The sequence below is a fragment of the Nocardia spongicola genome (genome assembly GCF_047200775.1).
Lineage (GTDB): Bacteria > Actinomycetota > Actinomycetes > Mycobacteriales > Mycobacteriaceae > Nocardia.
The window spans coordinates 349202-370058 of record NZ_JBJZOO010000004.1 but is presented as its reverse complement, the minus strand read 5'-3'; the positions used below and the strand labels follow the sequence as shown (position 1 = coordinate 370058).

Sequence of the window (20857 nt, the reverse complement as noted above, 5' to 3'; positions counted from 1 at the left end):
GTCTTGTGCACGCTTGTTTCTTCTATGCCAGGAGCTGATGCTTCGGCCCGATTCCCGGCACCGATGGGGCCGGGAATGAGCACACCCGCCGGATCGGGAAAACGTACGCCGACCACCGCGCCGACGGAGGTCGTCGGCTGACCGGTCAGGTCGGCGGTGAGCGGCTCGGGCAGGCCGTCCACCTCGAGTTCCAGCCGGGTCATCGGACCGCGCCAGGCGAGCGCCAGCACCCGGCCGCGCAGGGTCTCGCGCTCACCCGGCGCGGTGATGCCGACGGTATGTGGCCGGACACACAGCAGTGCCGCCGAATCGGGGGCCAAGTCCGCGCGGCCGACCCCAGGGCGCGGTGCGGCCGCCCGTAGCGTGTGGGCGCCCGCGGTGACGAGCGCGGCGCCGCCCGATACCCGGTTCACGGTGCAGGCCAGCAAATTCGCCCCACCGAGGAATGCGGCGGTGAATTCGCTCGGCGGGCGCTGCCAGAGGTTTTCCGCGGTATCCACATCGACCAGCCTGGCATCGCGCATCACCGCGATGCGGTCGGCGAGGGCCAGTGCCTCGGATTGATCATGCGTCACGTAGAGCATGGCGGTATCCGGTAGCGCCTTACGCAGCTGTTGCAGCTCACCCAGCATCGAATGGCGCAGCTGCGCGTCGAGCGCGGCGAGTGGTTCGTCGAGCAGCAGCACCTTGGGTCGGATGGCGAGGGCGCGAGCGATGGCCACCCGTTGTTGCTGGCCGCCGGACAGTTCGCGCGGCAGCCGTTTGGCGTATTCGGTCATCCCGACCATATCGAGCGCTTCCCGCACCCGCTCACCCCTGGCCGCGCGCGGCACTCGGTGCGCCTTCAACCCGAAGGCGACGTTGTCCCGCACGGTCATATGCGGGAACAGCGCGTAGGACTGCACGACGACACCGATGCCGCGCTTGGCCGGGGACAGGTTGGTGACATCGCGTCCGGCCAGCCGGACCGAGCCCGAAGTCGGACGGACGAAACCCGCTAGTGCTTTGAGCGCGGTCGACTTGCCCGAACCACTCGGCCCGAGCAAGGCGACCGTCTCGCCTGTGGCGACACGCAATGTGAAGTCGGCCAAGGCGTCGGTGGTCTTGCGACCGGTGCCGTAGCGCACGCCGACCCGGTCGAAGACGATGGCGGGTTCGGTGTCCCCGGAACCGGGGGCGAGCGATCCGGAGGCCGCGGACGATTCAGTGAGCGTATCGCCGAGCGTCACCTCAGCCTCCGATGGCCTTCTCGTAGGCGGCGACATCGCTGTTGAGATCGTTCACGACCGCATTCCAGTCGGGGTAGACGATCTCGACACCACGCAGCAGCGAGGCCGGGGTCGGCGTGGAACCGGTGGCCTGCGGTTCGGTCAGGTCGGTGCGCGGGGAGACGGCGAAGGCGTCGGGGCCGAGTGTCCGCTGTACTTCCTTGCTGAGCAGGAACTCCATCAGCTTGCTCGCGGCCTCGGCATTCGGGGCGCCCTTGGTCAGGCCCATCACGTACGGCAACGACACGGTGTGTTGCTTACCGTCCGCCGATTCGGGGAAGAAGATCTGGAACTTCGAGCCTTTCGAGGTGATCGACTCCATGTTCATCTGGATATCGCCGTTGGCGATCAGCAGTTCGCCCTTGTCCACCTTGGGCTGCAGTTTCCCGGTGGACGACGAGGGGCCGACATTATTGGCCTGCAACTGCTTCAGGTATTCCAGCGCGCCCTCTTTGCCACGCAGCTCCTGCAACAGAATCAGCACGGCGGTACCGTCACCGGCCTGACCGGGGGTGGAGTACTGCAGCTTGCCCTCGAACTCGGGCTTCAGCAGATCGTCCCAGGTGAGTCCGGAGGGATCGATCGAGGAATTGGCGATGAAGTTCAGGTAATTACCCGCCAGGCTGACGAACTTGCCGTTCGGGTCCTTCTCCTCCGCGGGGTAGGCGGAGGTGTCCACACCGAGCGGCTGCAACAGCCCGGAAGCGTCGGCCTTCTGGATGAACGGCGGCAGCGTCACCAGGATATCGGCCTGCGGATTGGACTGTTCCTTCTCCACCCGGTTGACCACCTCGCCGGAGCCCGCGGCAACCAGATTCACGGAGATGCCGGTCTCGGCTTCGAACTTCTCGAACTGGGTCTTGTACCAGTTGTCGAGGCCGTCGGCGGAGTAGACGGTGACGGTCTGCTCATCGGAACCGCTGGAACCGGTACCGCCGCAGGCCGCGGTGAAGCTCACCGCGGTGGCGATCGCGCCGAGCAGTGCGGTCGTGGTCAGGGCGCGAGACAGGCGCATGGATGGAATACGCACGGTAGAAGCAACTTTCGCGTTGTCGGTATAGGTGTAGCAGGGGTAGGGACAGTGGCCCTCATGGGCCGGAATTCGGTGATCCGGCTGGTGCCGGGCCACCGATCAGCTGCGTTCGTCGAGGACCAGTTCGGTGAACTCCACTACCGAAGGCACGACATGGGTCGCGCCCGCGGTGCGCAGCCGCTCGGCATCGTGCGCGCCGGTGAGGGTGCCCGCGACGATGCGCGCGCCCGCGGCGCGACCGGTGGCGATATCGCTTGTCGTATCGCCGAGTACGGCGACCCGGTCGACGGCATCGATGCGCAGGTGCAGCACCGCGGTGAGCACCATGTCCGGATAGGGGCGCCCGCGACCTGCGTCGGAGGGCGCAAGGGTGAGGTCGGCGATATCGGTCCAGCCGAGCGCGGCCAGCAGCCGGTCTTGGGTGGTCCGGCTGAACCCGGTGGTGAGCGCGACCCGCACACCCGCATCACGCAGCCGCGAGATGGACTCGGCGGCACCGGGAATCGGCGTTATCTCCACCTCGTCGATCAACCGGTCGTAGGCCCGCTCGAAGGCCTGATTGGCCGACTGCGCGCGCTGCTCATCGCCGAGCAGAGCGCGGAATACCGCGATCTTGGATTGCCCCATGGTGTCGAGCACGTAGGCGCGGGCCTGCTCGCGGCGCGGGCCTTCCCGCTCGATACCCGCTTCGGTGGCAGCGGCTTCGAAAGCGCGCAATACGAGGCCGCCGTCAGCGACGGTGGTGCCTGCCATATCGAGGACGGCGAGGTCGATCAAGGAGTCGGACATGGGATTTCCTCAGAGGTTGAGCAGATCGGCGGTTTCCTCGCCGATGGCTGGGCCGAGTGTCATACCGCGGCCACCGGGACCAGTGACCACCCAGACATGCCGGTCGGCCTTCGCGCGAGTGACGATGGCGTCCGGATCGACACTCTGGCTGTAGACGCCGGCCCAGCGGCGCACGATCGGCGGAAGTGTGCGACCGAGCAATTCCTCGGTCACCGAGGTGAGGTGCTCATAAGGGGCCGTGTCGACGTCGAATGCGAACGGTTCGGTGTATTCGTGGGTGTCGCCGATGGTCAGCCCGCCGTGCAGCCGCTGCACACACAGCAACTGCATCTTGTGCGCGGCGGCAGTCTGGGTCTGTGCCTGTTCCCGGTTCAGCACGTCCAGTTCCGGACCGGCGAAACCGGGGTAGTAGCGGAAGCTGTCGCCATCGGCGATAGCGGTGGTCAGCGGCTCGCCGAGCGGGGCTGTCTGCATCATCTGCAGCCGGACCCGCCGCACCGGGAGTACTCCGGCCAGCTCTCTGACCAGGCCGGTGTGCGCGGCGCCAGGGCAGACCAGGGCCATATCGGCATCGAACGTACGCCCGTGGTCGTCACGTACCGTCACCCCCGCCTCGGTATCGGTGACAGCACGGGCCTCGGCGCCGGAGTGGAAGGTGTAGCGCCCGCTCGCGGTGAGATAGTTGCGCAGCGCGGGCAGTGCCTGCCTCGACTCGACGGCGGCATCGTTCGCGCAGTGCAATCCGGCGAGGAATTTACCGCGTAGCGCGGGGTTGACAGCGCGGACCTCGTCCGGGTCGAGCACGGTGAAACCGCGAGCCTCGGCGCTGGGACCGGCCGCGGCGGCCTCCGCGACCGCCAGTTCCTCCGGAGTGCATGCCAAGGTCATCGAACCAGCGGGCCGGAATCCGATACCGGGCACCTTGCCGCCGATCTCCTCCCACAGCAGCCGCGAACGCAGCGCGAGCTCCAGCTCTCCCTCGGAGCGCCCGGACACCCAGACCAGGCCGAAATTGCGCACTGTCGCGCCGCGCGCTTCCTGCTCCCGCTCCAGCTGCACAACCTCGTGTCCCCGGCCGATCGCGGCCAGCGCGTGTGCGGTGCCGAGAATCCCGCCACCGATGATGACCAATCGCATGGCTCCATAGTGCGCAATGGTCTAGACCGATTGGTGTTTCCTGTGCAAACGTCAGGTTAATAATTGGTATAGACCAATCGTGAGTAGGCTGGTGCCATGGATGAAGCAGAAGTGTCCGGCGCGGCATGGGAGGCACAACAAGACGAAACAGAGTGCGCAAGAACAGAACTGCCCCCTCCCGGACGGCTGTCCAAGCCATATCTGGTACGCACCGAACTGGAGGCAATACTCGACGACCTCGACGAGGGCGATCGGGTGCCTTCCGAACGCGAACTGGCCGTCCGCTTCGGCGTCGCCCGCGAAACCGTCCGGCAGGCACTACGAGATCTACTGGTAGAGGGGCGCATCCGGCGGCAGGGCCGAGGCACAGTGGTATCGCGCCCGAAGATGGTGCAACCGCTATCCCTGCGCTCCTACACCGAAGGTGCGCTCAGTCTGGGTCGTATTCCCGGCCGCATCCTGGTCACCTGGGAAGACATCCCGGCCGACGCCGATACCAGCCGCGAACTCGGCCTCCCCGCCGGAGCCCAGGTAATGCACCTGGAGCGAGTACTGCTGGCCGACGGTGAGCGCATCGGCCTGGAGAGCACCTTCCTGCCGCTGACACGGTTCGCGGGGTTACGGGACAACTACGACCCCACTACCTCGCTCTATGCCGCAGTGCGCGCCTCAGGCGTCGAATTCGCCTCAGCCGTGGAGCGGATCGAGACGGTACTGGCCGCGCCACGAGAAGCGGCACTGTTGGAATGCACCACCGCATTACCCCTGCTGCTGTTACACCGGCGCAGCGTGGACGACCACGGCGAACCCATCGAACGCATCCGCGCGCTCTATCGGGGCGACCGGATCGCCTTCGAGGCAAAGCTCGGTAAGTGATTCCGCACTAGGCGGGCAGGAGCGGCCGAGACATGCCAGTGGTTTCTCCGGAATACCGCTGACCTGGTCGAACCTATGCGAGACTTCGGCCGTATCGATCCGGTCCGAAGGGGAAACGCCCAGATGTCCAGTGCACTGTGGATTCGCATCATCGATCGAGCTAGCGAGGAATGGATCCGTGCCGACGAGATCATCGCCCTCGCCATCGACACGAAGGGGGCCACGGGGGAGGCGCAACCGTCGGCGCCGGAAACCTTCCAGATCAGTGCCAGCGTGTTCTCCTATGAACGCGTCTCGCGAGTGCTGGTCAGCGGCCTGGCCTCCAGGGAGGACGCACAGGCCGTCGCCCAGCAGATCGTGCACGCGATGGCCGCCAACCACCCCGGAGTGATGTCTTTCGATCAAGGCGGGGTGCGGTTCGCCGCGACCGCGGACGAGCTCTCGTAACCGGTCGGTGCTACACGCTCTCGATAGGCGCACGTACTGTTCAGAAATCCCAGTCGGCGTCTTCGGTCGGTTCCTGAGAACCGATCACATAGGAGCTGCCCGATCCGGAGAAGAAATCGTGATTCTCGGCTGCTCCTGGATCGAGTGCGGCCAGTAACTCGGGATCGACCCGGCATTCCGCGCGGTCGAACGCGGGTTCGTAGCCGAGATTGGCCAGCGCCTTGTTCGCGTTGTAGCGCATATACGCCAGGACCGCTGGTGTCCAGCCCACCTCGTCGTAGAGGTCCCGCGCGTAGTCGATCTCGTTGGCGTACAGCGTGTGCATCAGCTCGTAGGTGTAGTCGCGGTGCTCTGCGCGTTCGGCTTCGGTCAGCTCGGCGAGCCCACGCCTGCACTTGTATCCGATGTAGTAGCCGTGCACCGCTTCGTCTCGGATGATCAAACGAATGAGGTCGGCGGTGTTGGTGAGTTTGCCCCGTGCCGACCAGTACATCGGCAGATAGAAGCCCGAGTAGAAAAGAAACGATTCGAGCATCACCGAGGCGGACTTGCGTGCGAGCGCATTGTCTCCGCGGTAGTAATCGACGATGATCTGCGCTTTGCGTTGCAGATGCGGATTGCACTCCGACCAGTCGAATGCCGCGTCGATCTGGCGAGTCGAGCAGAGCGTCGAGAATATCGAGCTGTAGCTCTTGGCGTGCACCGACTCCATGAACGCCATATTGGTCAATACCGCCTCCTCATGCGGGGTGGCGGCATCGGCGATCATCGCGACGGCTCCCACTGTCGCCTGCGCGGTGTCCAGCAGGGTCAACCCGGTGAACACCCGGATCGCCAGCTGCTGCTCCTTGTCGGTCAGCGATTGCCACGACGGCACGTCGTTCGACAGCGGGACGCGCTCCGGCAACCAGAAATTGCCGGTCAGCCGATCCCACACTTCGGCATCCTTGGGGTCGGGCAGTCGATTCCAATTGATCGCGTGCACCCGGTCGACGAGATCCCCGGTCATCGCGGCTCACCCTCCTCAGTGCCGAACAGCCCGATCAGGCGGCCTGTCCGCGCCGCATCGAAGCGGGCGCCGACATCCGCCCAGTTCACCAACGACCACAACCGTTCCACGTAGTCGGCCTCTAGATGGAAAGTCAAAGCTCGTTCCAGCCCGGGAAGCTGCGTGAAGTCCCGGGTTTCGCGACTTTCCCCGATCCGCTCCAGCGTCGAGTTCGCCCCCTTGACATAGGACGCGTGGTGCGCGCTGTGATGTAACTCCATGATCTCACCGCTGATCGCGGGTTCCAGCGCGCCGTAGTCGTAGGTCAGTTCGGGCAGTCGGTAAACAGGCATCCGCTCTTCCTTCTGAGTCATCGAGGCCGACACCGGCACGGTAGCTTGAGTTCGTCTTCCCAAACAAAAATATTTGAACTACCGTAAATATGTCGGAGCGTGTACCGACAGCCACAGTGGCCCCGCGTCGCGACACCCCGGCGCGGGACCACTACCGGACATGCCGAAGCGCCGCCCGGCAGCGCTCGCGCACGTGGTCGTAGCGCTGCCGGGCGGCAGTCGGTGGGGTGGAGGCGCGGTCGGTGCCTGGCTTTCGGTCGTCGGGCGGGTAGCCGCCGAGTCCGCCGCGTCGCGGCTCAGCGTCGAGTCCCCGCTGTGCTCAGCCGCGCGCCGTGCTGATCAGCGCGGTCAGTTCCCTCGTCTCCTCCGGCTCCAGGGGTAGCAATGGTCTGCGGGGATCGCCTGCCTCGACCCCGAGGGCGCGCAGGCCTGCCTTGACCGTGGTGGGCAGCCCCCGGCTGACCAGCATGGTGAGCAGCGGCTGCAGTCGAGTGAACAGTTCCGCGGCCCGGTCGGGTTCACCGGCGCGCAGCAGCCGCCACAGGTCGACGACCTGTTCGGGCACCAAGCACGGCGCAGCGGTGCACCAGCCTGCCGCCCCCGCCTGGAATGCCTGCAGCGCCAACGGGTTACTGCCGTTGAAGAAGGGGATGGTGCCACCGCTCAGCTCCCTGATCCGGTGCATACGGCCGATATCGCCGCTGGATTCCTTGATCATCCGGATAGCCGGTGTCTGCTCGATGAGCTCGACCAGGAATTCCGGCGACATATCGATACCCGTGGTGGCGGGATTGTTGTAGACCAGCACCGGAATACCCACCGATTCGGCGACCGCGGTGAAGTGCTCGCGCAGTTCCCGCTCGGTGAGCGGCCAGTAGGAGATGGGCAGAACCATGATCGCGCTAGCGCCGGCCGCCTCGGCGTAGCGGGCACGTGCGATGGTGCCGTCGGTAGTCAGATCCGATACCCCGACCACCGTCGGTACTCGTCCGGCAGTCCGCTCGACACAGATGGCGGCGACCTGCTCCCATTCGGCGCGGTCGAGGTAGGCGCTTTCGCCGGTACTGCCGAGCGGTGCGATCGCGTCCACACCGGCATCGATCATTCGGTCGAGCAATGCCCGAAGAGCATCGGCATCCACCTGCCCTGTGGTGGAATACGGCGTCACCGGATAGGCGACGATGCCGGAAATAGTGTTGTCCCGCATGGGTTCGAGTTCCTCTCGTTGGGACGGATCAGGCTTGTGCGAAGGCATCCGGGTGGTTGCGCAGGGCTTTGCGTGCGTAATACGCGAAATTCGCCTGGCTGCGTCGTGGCGTGAGCGTCCAGTCGTGCGCCTCCCTGGCCAGCTGCGGTGGCAGCGGCTTGATCTCACCCGCGGCCATCGCCAAAAGCTGCAGCCGGGCCGCGCGCTCGATGAGATGCGCCAGCGAGCACGCCTCCTCGATAGTCGAGCCGACGACGAGCTGACCGTGATGGGCCAGCAGGATCGCCCGCTTATCGCCGAGCGCGGCGGAGATGATCTCCCCCTCTTCATTGCCCACCGGCACACCCGGCCAGTCCCGCAGGAACGCGCAGTCGTCGTAGAGCGGAGTGGTGTCCATCTGCGCGACCTGCAATGGCACCTCGAGCATCGACAGCGCCGCGCAATGCAGTGGATGGGTATGCACGATGCAGTTGACATCGGGACGGGCCCGGTAGATCCAACTGTGGAAGCGGTTGGCCGGATTGGCCATTCCGTCCCCATCCAGCACGGTCAGGTCCTCGTCGACAAGCACCAGATTCCGGTCGGTGATCTCGTCGAAGCCCAGCCCGAGCCGTTGGGTCAGGAATGTCCCCTGCTGCTCTCCTCTGGCGGAGATCTGCCCGGCCAGGCCGGAATCGTGCCCAGCGTCGTACAGCGAGCGACAGGTCAGGGCGAGCTTCTGGCGGTCGCTCCAGTCGCCCAGCTCGAGTTCGGTTTCCATGGACCGTTTCGCCATGGTCATCAGCTCGGACTTTCCGAGCGTCATTGTGGTGGCCATCAGAACCTCCTTGAGGACACAAGTTGAATATAGGACACTTTGTGTCATCAAGCTAGTCTTGGACTCAGCACATGAGAGGAGGACGGGTGGCGGTATACCTGAGAACCCACCGGCGCCGGGCCGGTCTCACGCTCGAGGCACTCGCCGAGCGGACCGGTTCGACGAAGAGCTATCTGTCCAAAGTCGAGCGCGGGCTGAGCACGCCGTCCATCGCAGTGGCCCTGAAGATCGCCGATGCCCTGAACACCGATGTGGGCCAACTTTTCTCCGACACCCCGGACCCCGCGCTGATGCAGGTGGGCAGGGCGGACGAACATGCACCAGACCTGTCCGCACCAGCTGCGGACTATCATGCGCTGGCGACCAAAGTGGTCGGAAAAGCGATGCAGCCCTTCCTTGTTCGACCAGCCGTCGGGCAACCGAACGCCGACGAGGGCGAGGATCATCTGGCGCACACCGGCGATGAATTCATCTTCGTGCACAGCGGTGCGGTGGAGGTCACGGTGCCGGGGGAGGTGATCACATTGCGTCAGGGCGACAGTTTCTACTTCGCCGCGACCACCCCGCACCGGATCCGGTCGATTTCGCCCGAACGGGCGCAACTGGTGGTTATCGTCGCCGAGCGGCAGCCCGGTGCCGGTGGCGTCGCCGGGAGTGGAATTCCCGGCCCGCGATAAGCATTACCCGGTCGGCCCGGGTTGCCTGTGCTCGGTCTTTCGTGGCTCACGACTCATATCCGGCTACGGCATGTTCAGCACTCGCCGATGGCGTCGATACATCATCTCGCCGGACACCCCATTACGTTGTCGACTCCTCATCGGAGAGTTGATCCGCGCCGTGACCGGCTCTCGACCTCTCGATAAACGGAAATGATGTCCATACGCTCCCTCGCGTACTTCATTCGTCACTGCCACACAGTGCAGCGGCCGGGCCGATCTCACATCGTGATCCCGGATACGGCAGTGAGGCTGTTGGCGAGCACGGTGGGGTCGCCGTGCCGGTGATCGGCGCCGACACCACCTGCTCGGTGTCTTGGTCGGTGATGAACAGGGTGCCACCCGAGGCGGTGATATCTACAGGACCCGCCAGACCGGTCACCAGAGGAGTCGGCGTGCCACCGGTGACCGGCACTGTCGACACCCGACCGACCGTGGCTTCGCAGATATAGAGGAGATTGCCGACCCTGACGAGACCGATGGGATTGATCAGGCCGGTCGCCAGCAGGGTTGGTGTGCCAACGGTTTGTGGCACCGAGTACACATTCCCGGGAGGGAGGTCATCGGTGAAGAACAGTAGACCGGAACCGCCGTAGGTGTAGAGCAGCGGATTGCTGGTGCCGTGCAGTGGGGCGTTGACGGTGACGTCGACTGTCCCGGTGTCGGGTGGGGCGATGGCGTTGATCTGAGTGTCGGAGATGATGGTGAAGGTGGTTGCTGTTGTACCGAACTGCACGGTCAGTGGGCCGGCGCCGGTGAATCCGCTGCCGAAGATCTGTACCGTGTTGAAGCCTGCTGCGGGACCGGAACTCGGGTTGAGCGAGGTGAGCACAGGTGCCATCGGTCGGCCTCCGAACAGCGAAAAGAGGTTGTCCTGCAAGGGATATCGATGTGTTCGCGACACTGTTGTATCCAGTAACTCACCTGTGGTGGTGGTTTCGCAATGAATCCCGGTAGCGGTTCCACAACGAATCCTTGGTTCGGTTTTATCGACGCAGCCCGCTCCAGCTGCCTGCTCGAACGCTGCAGCATCGCTATCTACGCCCTTGTGGCTGTGTCGGAGTGTGTACCGCCAGCCACAGTGGTTCCATGGCGCGATACCTCGGTGCGGGACCGCCACCGGACGTGCCGGAATGCGGGCAGGCGGCGGTCACGCGCGTGGTGCCGGTAGCGCCGCCGATCGGTGGTCACGGACTACCAATCGGCGAATCGTGCCACACTGCAGGTTGTCGTTTCCGTTACTGGTGTGACTACAGCAGCGCCTCGACCCAACAAGGTCGACCATCTCAGTTCGACAAGGTCTTGTTCCTCGTGCAGTAGTGGCTATAGGCGCCGGATAACGCGTGGCTCGGCGAGCACGCTGGCGGCAGATTCGGTGTCAGCCAGGCGTTGGGCAAGGCTGTTGCGGGCCAGATCCGGTGGTAGTGATCCGGAGAACTTCAGGCCTGCTAGCGCCTTCGGATCCACTTGCGGCAGGCCGACTCTTGGATCTTCAAGGGCTGCTGATAGATCGGCGGCTGTGATGCCGGGCAGTAGACGCACCGATTGCTCATCGATCCGCTGGCGCGGGTCGACAAGGCTGGGTAGTGACGCGTGTAGGGTGCGATTGGTGGCCGTACCGGCCCAGGTCCACCACCGTCCTGCGCTGTGGGAGGGGAGGACGACCACTAGGCGATCCGGATCGACGACATCGGTGTAGGTTTCGCGTACATCCGCCAGTGCGGATTTCGCGCGGTGAGTGAGGGTGACTCCTGCTGGAACGTTGCCAAGCAGGATGGTCCGCATGCCGCGGGCGATCGTATGCGACCAGCCCGCCGACAGCCCGGACCACTTGGCTTTACCACCGTCGTCGGCCGCTTCGACGAAGCACCGCCGTCGGTTCCAGTCGACGTGGGTGACCCGCCATGATCGCCCGCCGAGCAACAGCACACGCGGCCCATCTACCTCCTCGGTGAGGAGATCGGTGCCGATGGTACCGATCTCGGTGCGTCCGGCCAGGACGAGGAACTCCGGGGGCGCGCTGAATACAGCGGTGAGGTCGGAGAAGTATCTGCGACCGTAACGTCGCTCGGCTTCTGGGCCGATATGCAGGAAATCGCCGTCGGACTCGAAAAAACCCTCGGCAACAAGGTATTCCAGGATGTCGTCGGTAGTGTTGTCGAAGACTGGCAGTGTGCCCCACCAGTCCCGCCAGCGATGGCGACCGATCCGATGCTCTTGTAGGCATAGTGCCATCAATTGCTGGGCCGCGATGTGCCGGGGTGCAGGCGGGGCAGTGATCGGCTCGACCCAGTCATCGGCCCAGCAGGCCAGCATGCCGAGGGTTTGCAGCAGCTGATCGTGGTCGGTGCACAGGAACAGGCAGTTACGGGCGGTGCCCGGTCGGCGGCCGGTGCGGCCTAGACGCTGTAGGAAGGAGGCGACCGTGCGGGTTGGGCCGATCTGGATGACGCGGTCGAGATCACCGACATCGATGCCGAGTTCCAGGGTGGAGGTAGCGACGATGACCGTGTCACGAGCATCGGCGAATGCTGCTTCTGCGCGCCTGCGCTCGGCCGCTGATAGGGAACCGTGGGACAGGAACGTGGTGACACCGCGGTGCTGCAGTTGGGCGCCGAGTTCCTCGGCCTCGCGCCGGGAGTTGACGAAGACCAGGCGCTTCTCACCGACATGTAGGGCGGCGACGAGCTTTGCCGCATTGGTAAGCGAACCCACATAGTCGACGGTGAGATCTGGTACTGCGGAAGATTCTTCGATCGCAGGGGCTATGATCTTGCCAGGGCGATCGGTGAAACTTCCTTGGAGCCAACGCAATAAAGCTGCCGGATTGCCGACCGTGGCGGACAATCCGATGCGCTGCAGAGGGCGGCCGCTGAGACGGGCAAGCCGCTCGAGCACAGCCAGCAAATGCCAGCCGCGGTCATCGCCTGCGAAGGCGTGCACTTCGTCGATGACAATGGTATGCAGGTCCGCAAAGTACAGCCGGGCGTCGACCTTGGTCGACACCAGCATCGCTTCGAGGGATTCCGGTGTGGTCAGCAGGAAGTCGGGACGTTCGGACAGAATCCGGCGGCGGTCTCCTGACCCCACATCACCGTGCCATACCGCCGCGGAGCGGCCCAGCCACTGTGCGTAGCGGTGGATCCGCGGTCCGAGATTATTCAGCAGTGCCCGCAGCGGGCATAGGTACAGTACTGAAGTACCACGCCAGTTCTGCTCTGCCATCGTTGATAGCAGCGGCAGGACAGCAGCTTCGGTCTTGCCGCCTGCGGTGGGTGCGAGCACGATCGCATCGTCGCCGTGCCGCAGTGGGGCTACCGCCGCTGCTTGTGTGGGTCGTAAGCCATTCCAGCGTAATGTGTTCGCCAGGTGGTACTGCACGCCTGGATGCAGCAGCGTCACCGGGTCGGCGGTGTCCTCGGTGCTCTCGCTGTGTTCGGTCACGGTAGGTCCAGTGCCACGTCGTCGGCGGCTCGGGCCTCACGTTCAGTGTCATTGCGTTCGACGTCGGTGATGGTGATCTCGTAGTCGCGGTAGGGATCGAAATCGGGATGGATGTCGATGGTATCGAGCAGATCGACTAGTTTGCGCAAGAACAAGCGGGGGGCGATGCCGACCCGACCTCCGAGCTGACCGGCGACGGCGGCCGCGAAGCGGTGCAGGAACACGTCGTCGGCCAGACCGGCGACCCGCTCGGCGGCGTCGGTTCCCGCACAGTACAGCTCCCGGACCCGACCGCCGAGTTCGGTTAGTTTGTTCAGGTCGAACCCGGTCAGCCGCAACTGCGGTGCGCGCGGGTTATCGAATCTCGGGTCGCGGGAGAAGTCGGTGTGCAATCGGTCGGCCAGCGGGGGCAGCAACTGCACGCCTTGGCGGCCGTCGAAGAAGGCTGGCGTGCCGGTGATCAGCAGATACAGGCCTGGATAGTGCCCGTCGTGCACCTCGTCGATCAGTTGTCGCAGGGCGTTGAGCGCCTTCGACCGGGCGTCGCTGCGGATACGCTGCAGCGTCTCCACTTCGTCGAGAATCAGGACCAGGCCGCTGTTTCCGGCGTCGGCGAGGATGGCCAGCAGCCCGCGCAGGAACCCCATGGCCAGGAAGTGATCCAGGTCGCCCTTGATACCGGCCTCACGCTTGACAGTGGCGGCGACGTGCGGTTGCCCGGCGAGCCAGGCGATAAGACCGTCGGCGGTGTCATGCTCGCCGCTGTTCTGCATCCGGTGGTAGGCGCGAATGGCTTGCGGGAAGATCGGCGCCTGACGGGCAACCACCGCTAGCCGCCGCTCCAGCAGTTCATCAGCAGTCGTCTGCTGGGTGTCGGCGTCGGATTCGACGGTGTAGAGCCAGGAATCGAGGATCGGCCGCAACGCACTCGGCGGAATCGAGCGGGTACGTAGCGATTCGATGCTGCGCCGGTACACCGTCTCCAATTTGTGCAGTGGCGTGTCGATCTCGTTGATCTGCACCTCGGCCACCGCGAACCCGCGATTCATGGCCCGATCGGCCAGCCATCGCGCGAAGAACGTCTTGCCTGCACCGTAGTCGCCGCGCACGGCTTTGAATACACCGCCGCCGCCCGCAACCACGTCCAGTTCAGCGGTGAGTTCAGCTTCGAATCGGCCGAGACCGACCGCGAGCTGGTCGAGCCCGTTCGAGGGCACGGTGCCACGCCGCAGCGCGTCGAGGATTTCGCGGCGTCGGCGAGGGGATACCGCCGTCATGAGGTCAGTCCGAACTGTTCGCGTAGCATCGGCGCCTCCAGCCGCACGTGGTCACGGTCGACCAGCAGTACCTCGTAGCCTTCCACATCGAGGACCCGTTTGATCTGCAGTAGTGCGCCGTTCACGCGGGTGGTCGCGATGGTCAGCACAGTAGCGGCCTGCACGGTGGTGATCTCATGCGCTGATGCGGCCAGCAGGTCGGTGAGCAGGTCGGCGATCTGTTCGGTGGTTACGGCGAGGCGGCCCGCCAGTTGGAGCTGGTTTGCGAACACGGGTGTGTCCAGTAGCTCGTCCACCAGTACTGGTCGGGTCACTGCGGCGGACGCGGTGGTGACCGGTTCGTGCTCGAACAGAGTAGGAGTGTCATCGGCGGGGTGTCGGATGCGGCTGATTGTGGGCGGTTCAGTGCCGGGGGACATGGCCGCAGACAGCGGGATGCTCCACCAGTCCGGTTCGACCCGATTCAGTGGGGTCAGCCCGGCCGGCTGATCGCCCGGGCACAGCACGATGACCGGAACCACTACTTCGGCGGGGGAACCACCCCCGTGGTAGCCGGCGTTGACCGGGCCGTAGTGGATCCGGTCGTCGACGGCCAGTACGGCCGAACCCGAATCTGTGAGCACGCGGGGGCCACTGACCAGGACTTCGCCCGCACCGACAGCGTCCAGGTCGCCGTGCGCGCGCTGATGGTTGTAGGTGACGCGAGGGTGTCGCACGATGCCTTCGCGGCGGTCGACGACGTGCCCGTGGTCAGCGGTGATCACCACGATCCGGCCCGCGGTGCGGGCGGCGGCGAGCAAGTGCCGCAGATGCGGGATGGTACGCACGTTCCAGTCGGCGTCGCCCACACCGACCTTGTGCAGCATATCGTCGACATAGTTGAGGACGGCTGCCACCAGCGGCTTCCCCTGCGTGTCGGCGATTGCGTTGCGGACCTCGGTGGCCAGTTGCTGCCCCGGGATCACTGCGTCGAGCTGACCCTTGTGGAAGATCGGCGGGGGCGTGTTGGACGGCGCCGACAGGGAGTGCTCGGCCAGCAGGGTGAGGAATCCTGCTCGTTCACCGTCGGCTTTCACCTCGGTCAGCTGCCCGCACAGCAGTGAGCCACGACTGCGGTGGGTCAGGCTGGGCAGCACGGCAAGTGCGCCGGTGCGTGTGGTGACTCCAGGAGCCGCCGCCTCCGACCAGCCGTGGTCCACCGCGTCGGCGGCCAGTTCGGTGGCCATCGCCATCGACAACCCGTCCAGCACCAGCAGCAGAACGGGTTGTTTCTGCTGGCCGCGCTTGATGATCGGCACGACCACGCGGCGTACCAAGTGCTCAACGCCGAGCACTTCTGGTTCTGCGGTTGCGGAGAGTGCGGTGGCGAATTGCCGGTCGTGTTCACGGCGGCGGGCCTGCGCGGCCTCTATGACACGGCGCAGGGTCTCGGCGGTGCGGGCGGTGCCTGCGCCGCGGTATGCCGCGGCGATGGCGGCGTCGGCCCAGGCGTCGGTGTGCACATGGCGGTGGGTGAGGCCGGTGAGTCCGTCCGTGGTGTGGGCGTTCGTATGCAACCAGCGGACCAAGCGCACGGCGGCACGGTAGGCGTTGCAGGTCGGATCGGTGTCGGCGAGGATGTGCCGTTGCACGTCCTGCCAGGCGGTTTCCATGGCGTCGATGGCTGCACCGGGCACCGCGCCCTCGGATTCCATGACGGTGTCGACGGCGGCGGCGAGGGCATGCAGTCGAGCCTCCAGGCCGGGCCGCAGCTGTTCCGACCCGACAGCCAGGTCGTTCAATGCGAGTTCGTGGACCAACTTTTCGGCGCGGGCGAAGATCTGCTCGCGGTAACTCGGGTGGATGACACCGGTCAGCACCGCGCTGGTGTCGTCATACCAGGCGCGCAGTTCCTCGGTGGTGATGCCGCGCAGCTGGTAGGTGCTCTCGAAATGCCCCAGGGACCGGTCGGCACCGCTACGGCCGTCGAACAGTCCGGCGATCAGTCCCAGCGGTAGCAGGTCGGCGACTAGCTCCGGAGTCAGCAGGGCTGCCACCGGGCGGCGCACGCGACCGCAGCGCTGGGCGAGCCAGTCGGTGACTGCTGCAGTGAGCTCCGTCCCGCCCACGGTGTCCAGGATCCTCAGGTCGTGTCCCGTGTTGGGGTGCAGGCTCCATTCGAGCACAGTGAAGGCGTCGATTTCGGTGTCGTACTCGTCGGTGATGTGCAGCACACGCTGTGCGACGGTGGTGAAGGCGTGGTCGCGGGTGAGCACGCCGCCGGGTGCGGGCCGGTACTCGTCGATGACCGCGAGCAGGCCACCGGCCAATGCTCGGTCGTTGCCGCCGTCGCGGACCCGGTACAGCGCGGGTTCCAGGGTGGCGGCGGAGAAGTTGTCGCGTACCGCCTCCCATGGCAGTGGGGTCTCGAGTTTCGCACCGTGCAGATGCGCGAGCAGGCCGATGCCGAGTTCGTCTTGGTCCGCGGAGGTGAGAATGACCAGCCACTCGCCCGGCTTGCGCTGCCCGACCGCCTCCCACACCGCCAGCACCGAGGGGCAGGCGGCCACCGTGACCGGCACCCCGTGATGACTGAAGTCTCCGCCGTGCCACACCGGCTGGGCGTGTAGGCCGAGCACACCGGGCCGGTAGCGCTTGCGGATCGCCGATTCGAGCTTGGCGGTGATGATCGGGCGCGTCGCGACGAGCAGGGTCATTCGATCCACCAGCTCACACGCAGCCGTTTACCGGTGGTACCGGCCTGCTCGTAGGCGCTACGCAGGCGGGCGGTGACGGTATCGATGTCGTCGACCCCGGACAGAGTGACGGTCTCGGGGTCGGTGAGTGGTTCCGGCACTGCCTTCTGCGTGGTGTTGCGGTTCCGTGTCGCGGGGGTGGCAGAGTCGGGTAGCGGGGCAATCGGGTCGGCAGGCGGCGGAGTGGTCGGAGGCCGGGGATCGGTCGGAGTGGCCGACACCCATTCGATGATGCGGGCTTTGACCGCGGCGAGCTTCGCGGCCAGGTCAGGGTCTGTGGCGCAGATGACCGAGCGCAACTGGGTGAGGATGGCCCGCGCCTCCTCCTTCCGCATGCCGAAACCCTCAGTTCCGGCGGAGACGTTGTTCAATAGCGGCCAGTCGAAGCCTTGCAACGACGCGGTGTCCTCTCCGGCGTGGGACAGCAGCCGGGCGAGGGTAGCTCGTGCGATCGGGAAGTCCGCAGCGGCCGCGGTGTCGACTACTGCCACGTTGTCGCCGGTGGCGGCGAGCTGAGCGAGGAATGCCAGTAGCCGCTGCCCGATAGTCAGCCGGTCGCCGCCGTCGGGCTGGATGCCGAGGCGGGCGTAGGCGGCCTGCAGCTGGTCCAGTTCTGCGCGCAGTGCCGATTCCGCAGTGGTGGCGCGGGTGCGCAACTGCTGGGCCAGCTCGGCGACATTGTCAGGGGTCAGGTGGGTGCGTGCTGAGGTGTAACCGAACAGCTCCGAGCCCAGCGCACGGGCGCGGTTCCAGGCGGTGGCTGCGGGCAGACGCTGCGGCCGCAGCTCGAGATGCTCGCGCAGCCGACCCAGTGGAGGCGGGTTCACTGCGGTGCCCGCCTCGTACCAGGCGCGGCGGCGCAGCATCGCCCAGGCGGCGATGATCAGGTCTAGGGCCTCATTTCGCAGACCCCACGACGGGGTCATGGACTTGATGTGTTCTTGTAGTTCACGGACGGTGGCGGCGGCATCGGGCCGAGCCGGAACGCGGTCCAGCTCCCCGGCCCAGAATGCGAAGGTCTGCTCACCGAACAGGAAGACACCATCGCCCGTAGCCTTGCCGACCCGGAGTTTGTCGGCGATTTTCTGCACCGCCTTGCGCGCCGGGCCTGCCTCGATCACCACCCGGCCCTGCGGGTCGGCGACCGCCTCGGCGACAGCGGCCCGCACCAGCTCGAAGACAGGCGGTCGGATCTCTTCGTCGGCGGGCGCGAATTCCGGATGCGCCGGATGGAGCGCGGCGAATGCCTGATCGATCATCCGGTCCAGGGCATCACCCATAGTGGCCGCGACCGGATCCTTCGGTTGGAAATCTCTGGCCAACGACCGCAACAGTTCACCATCGCCCACCGGTGTCACAAACCGCGGATCCGCCGGGTCCAAGCCATAGGCCATGCGGAGCATCTGTTCGATACGATTCTGCGACCCGTGCCGCAAATTCTCCAGGATCCCGCGCGCCTGCGCACGCTCGGTTTCCGAGAGGCTGTCGGAGTTGGTGCGCCAGCGGTCGCCGCTGCCGGTGAACAGCCAGTCCAGTATCACCAGCTGGGCGAGCTCTGCGTTGATCTGATCGGTGAAGAACTGCGGCAGCCACACGATGGTGTTGCGGTCGCCGCCGCTGTTGCGCAGCCTATCGACCCGATGCATATCGTCGGCATGCGAGTACGGGTGCTCGTCGAATGGGTAGTCGATGATGAATCGCCATGTGCCGGGGCGGGCATCGAAGGCGTTGTCGTTGAGGGATGCGGCATCGCGGACATTGCCGAAGACGATGTCCACCTCCCGTCGGCTGCCTCGCCAGATCACGGTCTTGGTGGTGGCACCGGTGAGATCGTCCTGATCGCTGACGACGCCAAGGACCCGGTGCACGAGGCGGCGGACGAGCACACGGCGGCGGCCTGTGTTGTCCTCACCCTTGATGCGGTCCAGGACCGATTTGTAGTCGACGTCGGCGAGGGTGACATCGATGATCGGGTCGTTGCCGTCGCGGACCTTGATCTCGGGGGCGATGCTGCGGCTCCAGTCGCGGACCGCCGACAGCGCGATCCCCCGTTCGCCGTTCAGCATCGGGCTCTTGATGGAGCCGTGGTTGAGCGCGGTCAGCCGACTGGCGGTGATGTCTCGCAGGGCAGGCACCTTCGGTGCGATCGCCGACAGCAGCAGGGTTTTCGCGAGCCGGTCCCGACCCAGGAACAGGCGGGCCTGCTGCGAGGCCGGATCGTTGAGCAACTGCTCTTCGGTGATTTCTGCCAGCTGCAGCAGATACGGGCGCAGCTTGCCCCGATACAGTTCGACCGCAGAACGGAACATGGCTGCGGTACCAGCATCCAGCGGTGTATTGCCGACCACGATATCGTCGAACGCGTCACCGACCGGGATCAGATCGTCCACGGTCAGGGTGTCCCGCCGATCGGACAGCATTTTCTGCATGATCTTCAGCGCGGTGCGTTCGCGCTGCATCACACCGGCCAGATTGCGTAGCGTGGACACCAGGGCAGGGGAGAACGGGTAGGTCTTGGCGAATTCGGCCTCTGACGCGCCGCGATGCTCGTCGTCGGTGTTCATGCTGTCGCGCAACGTATCCCAGATCAGCGGATCTCTGGTGACGTTGCGGAACGCCTGATCGAGGACTGGCTGCATGCCTGGTTTCGGCTTCAGCACGCGGGCGTGCACCACCTCGACGAGGTTGTCGTCGCCGAGCCGGATCGGCAGGAAACGTCCCTCCTGGAAATGGAAGGCACGATCCAGCGCCTCTTGCTCGGCGCCAGATGCCCCGGCATTGGCCAGCCATTTACGCAGATCGTGCTGGCGAGGGATGAACGAGATCAGCGGAATCGCCCTGGTACTGGACGCTTCCACCAGTTTCGACAATTTCTGGCTTTCCCGGGCGAAGAACTCGTGATTGCGGACATGGAAGGTCAGCCACAGCACGAGCTCGTCGATGAACAGCACGACCGCCTCGTAGCCGAGGGATTTCGCGTGCTCAGAAATGATCCGCAGACCCTTGTCCAGATCCACGAACTGCGCCTGGGTTGTGAACGAACCCCACATCGAATTCACTAGTGCAGTAACCAGATCAGCTCGTTCTGTCGACTCCGGCGCGGCGGTGCGGGCACGGTGGTAACGGTCGGCGGTCCAGGCGGCCTGCTCGTCGACATTGTCCCAGACACTGGGTGGCTGGTCGCTGGGGCCGCTGAGTACTCCGAAGAACGAGTCGTCACCCATATTTGCGCGGGCGACCTCGGCATCGGCGAGCAGTTCGTCGCTCAGATACAGCGGTGGCAGTGTGGTGCCCGGATGTAGGCGCTGGATCTGCTCCACGTACTTGCGGAACAGCATCTCCTCCAACGAATCCGTGCCGACCATGTGATACGTGAGGCGCAGGATCTTGCGGCCGGGCAGCAGTTCGTCGTACTTGCCGACCAGAGGTGCGAACGTCGTGCGCAGCGCCGGGTCGTCGCGCAGCGCCGGTTCGTTGCCGAGCAGGGCGTACAGTACAGCCATGAAGTGGCTCTTACCGGAACCGAACGAGCCGTTGAGGAACGCCGCCCTGGACTGCCGCTGACCGATCGCGTCGGCGATCATGCCGAGCGCCTGCTCGAAGTTCTGCTGCAGAGAGTCGGTGAGTACGTACTCGGCAAGGGTCTGGCGCAGGTGTTCGGCGCTGGTGCCATCGGTCAGTTTCAGCACGTAGTCGTCGGTACCTGCACGAACCGGAATCTCGATGACATCCCGCAGGAACATACTCATGCTGGGCCCTCCCTCTCGGCG

At 65.3% G+C, this 20857-nt stretch carries 15 protein-coding genes and 1 pseudogene; 3 read left to right on the top strand and 13 right to left on the bottom strand.

Annotated elements, in window-relative coordinates; translation table 11 throughout:
• Positions 1-65: 65 nt before the first annotated feature.
• From ACL02S_RS11750 to ACL02S_RS11735, 4 genes and pseudogenes are all read right to left on the bottom strand, one after another.
• Positions 66-1265: pseudogene (locus ACL02S_RS11750) on the bottom strand (ABC transporter ATP-binding protein); the annotation flags it as partial.
• A complete protein-coding gene (locus tag ACL02S_RS11745) occupies positions 1231-2283 on the bottom strand; it encodes a 2-aminoethylphosphonate ABC transporter substrate-binding protein (protein WP_412802482.1) in 1053 nt (350 codons plus the stop codon). The pseudogene ACL02S_RS11750 and the gene ACL02S_RS11745, both read right to left, overlap by 35 nt.
• 117 nt (positions 2284-2400) lie before the next feature.
• Complete coding sequence (locus ACL02S_RS11740; protein ID WP_412802393.1) at positions 2401-3090, bottom strand: phosphonatase-like hydrolase; 690 nt, start codon at positions 3088-3090, stop codon at positions 2401-2403.
• 9 nt (positions 3091-3099) lie between these two features.
• Positions 3100-4227 carry a TIGR03364 family FAD-dependent oxidoreductase gene (locus tag ACL02S_RS11735; protein WP_412802392.1) on the bottom strand — a complete coding sequence of 376 codons (1128 nt, stop codon included), beginning with the start codon at positions 4225-4227 and terminating at the stop codon, positions 3100-3102.
• Between the two features lie 96 nt (positions 4228-4323).
• Between ACL02S_RS11735 and ACL02S_RS11730 the strand changes: the two genes are divergently transcribed.
• Positions 4324-5103 carry a GntR family transcriptional regulator gene (locus tag ACL02S_RS11730; RefSeq protein WP_412802391.1) on the top strand — a complete coding sequence of 260 codons (780 nt, stop codon included), beginning with the start codon at positions 4324-4326 and terminating at the stop codon, positions 5101-5103.
• 123 nt (positions 5104-5226) lie between these two features.
• The gene (locus ACL02S_RS11725; protein WP_412802390.1) at positions 5227-5550 is read left to right on the top strand and encodes a hypothetical protein; all 324 of its coding nucleotides are present in this window, start codon (positions 5227-5229) and stop codon (positions 5548-5550) included.
• A 40-nt stretch (positions 5551-5590) separates the two neighbouring features.
• On the opposite strand, the gene nrdF is transcribed toward ACL02S_RS11725, so the two are convergent.
• From nrdF to ACL02S_RS11705, 4 genes are all read right to left on the bottom strand, one after another.
• Positions 5591-6559 (bottom strand): class 1b ribonucleoside-diphosphate reductase subunit beta, encoded by a 969-nt coding sequence (gene nrdF / locus ACL02S_RS11720; RefSeq protein ID WP_412802389.1) that lies wholly within the window; start codon positions 6557-6559, stop codon positions 5591-5593.
• Entirely contained in the window at positions 6556-6891 is a 336-nt protein-coding gene (locus ACL02S_RS11715) for a hypothetical protein (RefSeq protein ID WP_412802388.1), read from the bottom strand. The genes nrdF and ACL02S_RS11715 overlap by 4 nt, the downstream gene beginning before the upstream one ends.
• Before the next feature lie 319 nt (positions 6892-7210).
• Positions 7211-8098, bottom strand: a complete 888-nt coding sequence (locus ACL02S_RS11710) for a dihydrodipicolinate synthase family protein (RefSeq protein WP_412802387.1) — start codon at positions 8096-8098, stop codon at positions 7211-7213.
• A 28-nt stretch (positions 8099-8126) separates the two neighbouring features.
• Positions 8127-8915, bottom strand: a complete 789-nt coding sequence (locus ACL02S_RS11705; protein ID WP_412802386.1) for an aldolase — start codon at positions 8913-8915, stop codon at positions 8127-8129.
• Between the two features lie 86 nt (positions 8916-9001).
• Between ACL02S_RS11705 and ACL02S_RS11700 the strand changes: the two genes are divergently transcribed.
• Entirely contained in the window at positions 9002-9592 is a 591-nt protein-coding gene (locus tag ACL02S_RS11700; RefSeq protein WP_412802385.1) for a helix-turn-helix domain-containing protein, read from the top strand.
• Between the two features lie 220 nt (positions 9593-9812).
• Here ACL02S_RS11700 and ACL02S_RS11695 read toward each other — a convergent pair whose 3' ends face one another.
• The 5 genes from ACL02S_RS11695 to ACL02S_RS11675 form a co-directional block, all read right to left on the bottom strand.
• Positions 9813-10472: an IPT/TIG domain-containing protein gene (locus tag ACL02S_RS11695; RefSeq protein WP_412802384.1), complete on the bottom strand. Its 660-nt coding sequence runs from the start codon at positions 10470-10472 to the stop codon at positions 9813-9815.
• A gap of 482 nt (positions 10473-10954) precedes the next feature.
• On the bottom strand, positions 10955-13075 hold the full coding sequence (locus tag ACL02S_RS11690) for a DEAD/DEAH box helicase (RefSeq protein ID WP_412802383.1): 2121 nt from the start codon (positions 13073-13075) through the stop codon (positions 10955-10957).
• Positions 13072-14352: a BREX system ATP-binding protein BrxD gene (brxD, locus tag ACL02S_RS11685; protein WP_412802382.1), complete on the bottom strand. Its 1281-nt coding sequence runs from the start codon at positions 14350-14352 to the stop codon at positions 13072-13074. Before brxD ends, ACL02S_RS11690 begins: the two co-directional genes overlap by 4 nt.
• Positions 14349-17048, bottom strand: a complete 2700-nt coding sequence (gene pglZ / locus ACL02S_RS11680; RefSeq protein WP_412802381.1) for a BREX-2 system phosphatase PglZ — start codon at positions 17046-17048, stop codon at positions 14349-14351. The genes brxD and pglZ overlap by 4 nt, the downstream gene beginning before the upstream one ends.
• Positions 17045-20836: a DUF6079 family protein gene (locus ACL02S_RS11675; protein WP_412802380.1), complete on the bottom strand. Its 3792-nt coding sequence runs from the start codon at positions 20834-20836 to the stop codon at positions 17045-17047. Before ACL02S_RS11675 ends, pglZ begins: the two co-directional genes overlap by 4 nt.
• Between the last annotated feature and the right edge of the window lie 21 nt (positions 20837-20857).

Bases quoted from the DNA above. Each gene is read 5' to 3' on its own strand.
- pglZ (WP_412802381.1), bottom strand. From the start codon at position 17,048: ATGACCCTGCTCGTCGCGACGCGCCCGATCATCACCGCCAAGCTCGAA.
- ACL02S_RS11740 (WP_412802393.1), bottom strand. From the start codon at position 3,090: ATGTCCGACTCCTTGATCGACCTCGCCGTCCTCGATATGGCAGGCACC.
- ACL02S_RS11715 (WP_412802388.1), bottom strand. From the start codon at position 6,891: ATGCCTGTTTACCGACTGCCCGAACTGACCTACGACTACGGCGCGCTG.
- ACL02S_RS11695 (WP_412802384.1), bottom strand. From the start codon at position 10,472: ATGGCACCTGTGCTCACCTCGCTCAACCCGAGTTCCGGTCCCGCAGCA.
- ACL02S_RS11705 (WP_412802386.1), bottom strand. From the start codon at position 8,915: ATGGCCACCACAATGACGCTCGGAAAGTCCGAGCTGATGACCATGGCG.
- ACL02S_RS11745 (WP_412802482.1), bottom strand. From the start codon at position 2,283: ATGCGCCTGTCTCGCGCCCTGACCACGACCGCACTGCTCGGCGCGATC.
- ACL02S_RS11675 (WP_412802380.1), bottom strand. From the start codon at position 20,836: ATGAGTATGTTCCTGCGGGATGTCATCGAGATTCCGGTTCGTGCAGGT.
- nrdF (WP_412802389.1), bottom strand. From the start codon at position 6,559: ATGACCGGGGATCTCGTCGACCGGGTGCACGCGATCAATTGGAATCGA.
- brxD (WP_412802382.1), bottom strand. From the start codon at position 14,352: ATGACGGCGGTATCCCCTCGCCGACGCCGCGAAATCCTCGACGCGCTG.
- ACL02S_RS11730 (WP_412802391.1), top strand. From the start codon at position 4,324: ATGGATGAAGCAGAAGTGTCCGGCGCGGCATGGGAGGCACAACAAGAC.
- ACL02S_RS11735 (WP_412802392.1), bottom strand. From the start codon at position 4,227: ATGCGATTGGTCATCATCGGTGGCGGGATTCTCGGCACCGCACACGCG.
- ACL02S_RS11725 (WP_412802390.1), top strand. From the start codon at position 5,227: ATGTCCAGTGCACTGTGGATTCGCATCATCGATCGAGCTAGCGAGGAA.
- ACL02S_RS11710 (WP_412802387.1), bottom strand. From the start codon at position 8,098: ATGCGGGACAACACTATTTCCGGCATCGTCGCCTATCCGGTGACGCCG.